Here is a 1,280-nt window from a genome sequence, read left to right as displayed (position 1 = left end):
GAAAAGGCCTGTTATTTCGTGGCGCGTGGCGGCGGCTATGGCGATGACAATGATTACGGGGACGATGACTACGGCTCGCGCCCGGACCGCGGCGAATGGATCGCCTGCGCCAGGGAGGGTGAGTTCTGCGATTTCCGCGGCCGCGCGATGGTCAGATACGGCGCACGTGGCCAATACACGCAGGACGTCTTCAGGAACGGCGTTCGCTGCAGCAACGACGCTTTCGGCGATGATCCCGCTCCAGGCGCTCACAAACGCTGCTACGTCAGGCAGTAGCGACCTGAGCCCTCGACAAGGTGGCGGCCCCGCAGGGGCCCCACTGCCGCTTAATACAGCCCCGCACGCGCGTTAAATGCGCCGGATAAGCCGATTTTCCGATTGATCCTGTCAAGGATGATGGCGCGAGTGACGGGGCTCGAACCCGCGACCTCCGGCGTGACAGGCCGGCACTCTAACCGACTGAGCTACACCCGCGCACTGACGAGCACGTGTCAGGCGTGTTCGTCGTTGGGGCGGTGGATAAGGGGTTCGTTTGCAGGTGTCAAGCGCGGCATTCAAGCATAACAACAAACAGGAGAAGGTTTTTTGACAACGGCGTCGAGGCTGGGGAAATCCGCCTGATGGCGGGCGCACCGGTCTGTTCATTTGGCCTTGCGAACGCGGCCCTAACTGCTTAAAGGTCCGCGCTCAAGCGGGCGATTAGCTCAGTTGGTAGAGCGCTTCGTTTACACCGAAGATGTCGGCGGTTCGAGCCCGTCATCGCCCACCAGTCCGCCGAACAGCCGATGCAGGACGGCGGAACCGTCGCCATATCAATCTCCCGACGTTACCCGTTCCAACTGACCACCCCCAGCAGCCTTTCGCCGAGCGGCGTCAGCTTTGCCGTCTCGGCATGCTTCTTCTCCCAGCTGCGCGGATCGCCGGCAAAGCCGGCGCGCTGCGGCGCCTCGCGTTCGCGCCAAGAGCGGATTCGCGCCTCGCGCTCGACAAGATTGCTCTCATCGGCGGGGAAAATGGAGATATACTGGGCCATTCGCACCTTGTCGTCGGACGTGTTCGGCGCCCCGCCATGCGCCAGAAGCGAGTTGAAGATCATCAGGTCGCCAGGGAAGAGCTCGAGCTTCTCGATCCTGTCCTCGATCCCTCTCATATCCGGATGATGCGGATCGCGGTCGGCGGGTTGAGTCTTCACCCATTCGTCGAAATGTTCGAACAGATAGGGCACGCATTGGAAGCCGCCGATATCGCCGCCGTCCTGATGGACCAGCGAAAGCACACCC

The 1,280-nt window shown here is 62.0% G+C and carries 1 protein-coding gene, 2 tRNA genes and 1 pseudogene; 2 read left to right on the top strand and 2 right to left on the bottom strand.

Features of this window, described 5'->3' with window-relative positions; all coding sequences use genetic code 11:
• Nucleotides 1–276 (top strand): annotated as a pseudogene (locus tag EOA24_RS38375) (hypothetical protein); the annotation flags it as partial.
• A gap of 121 nt (nucleotides 277–397) precedes the next feature.
• On the opposite strand, the gene EOA24_RS38370 reads toward EOA24_RS38375, so the two are convergent.
• Nucleotides 398–474, bottom strand: a tRNA-Asp gene (locus EOA24_RS38370).
• 219 nt (nucleotides 475–693) lie between these two features.
• On the opposite strand from EOA24_RS38370, the gene EOA24_RS38365 reads away from it, so the two are divergent.
• Nucleotides 694–769 (top strand) — tRNA-Val (locus tag EOA24_RS38365).
• Between the two features lie 57 nt (nucleotides 770–826).
• On the opposite strand, the gene EOA24_RS38360 is transcribed toward EOA24_RS38365, so the two are convergent.
• Nucleotides 827–1,280 (bottom strand): phytanoyl-CoA dioxygenase family protein (locus tag EOA24_RS38360; protein ID WP_189354613.1); only part of this gene is annotated, 454 nt, incomplete at its 5' end.

It is taken from the genome of Mesorhizobium sp. M2A.F.Ca.ET.039.01.1.1 (assembly GCF_003998035.1).
GTDB lineage: Bacteria > Pseudomonadota > Alphaproteobacteria > Rhizobiales > Rhizobiaceae > Mesorhizobium.
The sequence above is the reverse complement of the archived record's forward strand: the minus strand, read 5'-3'. Positions and strand labels throughout refer to the sequence as shown.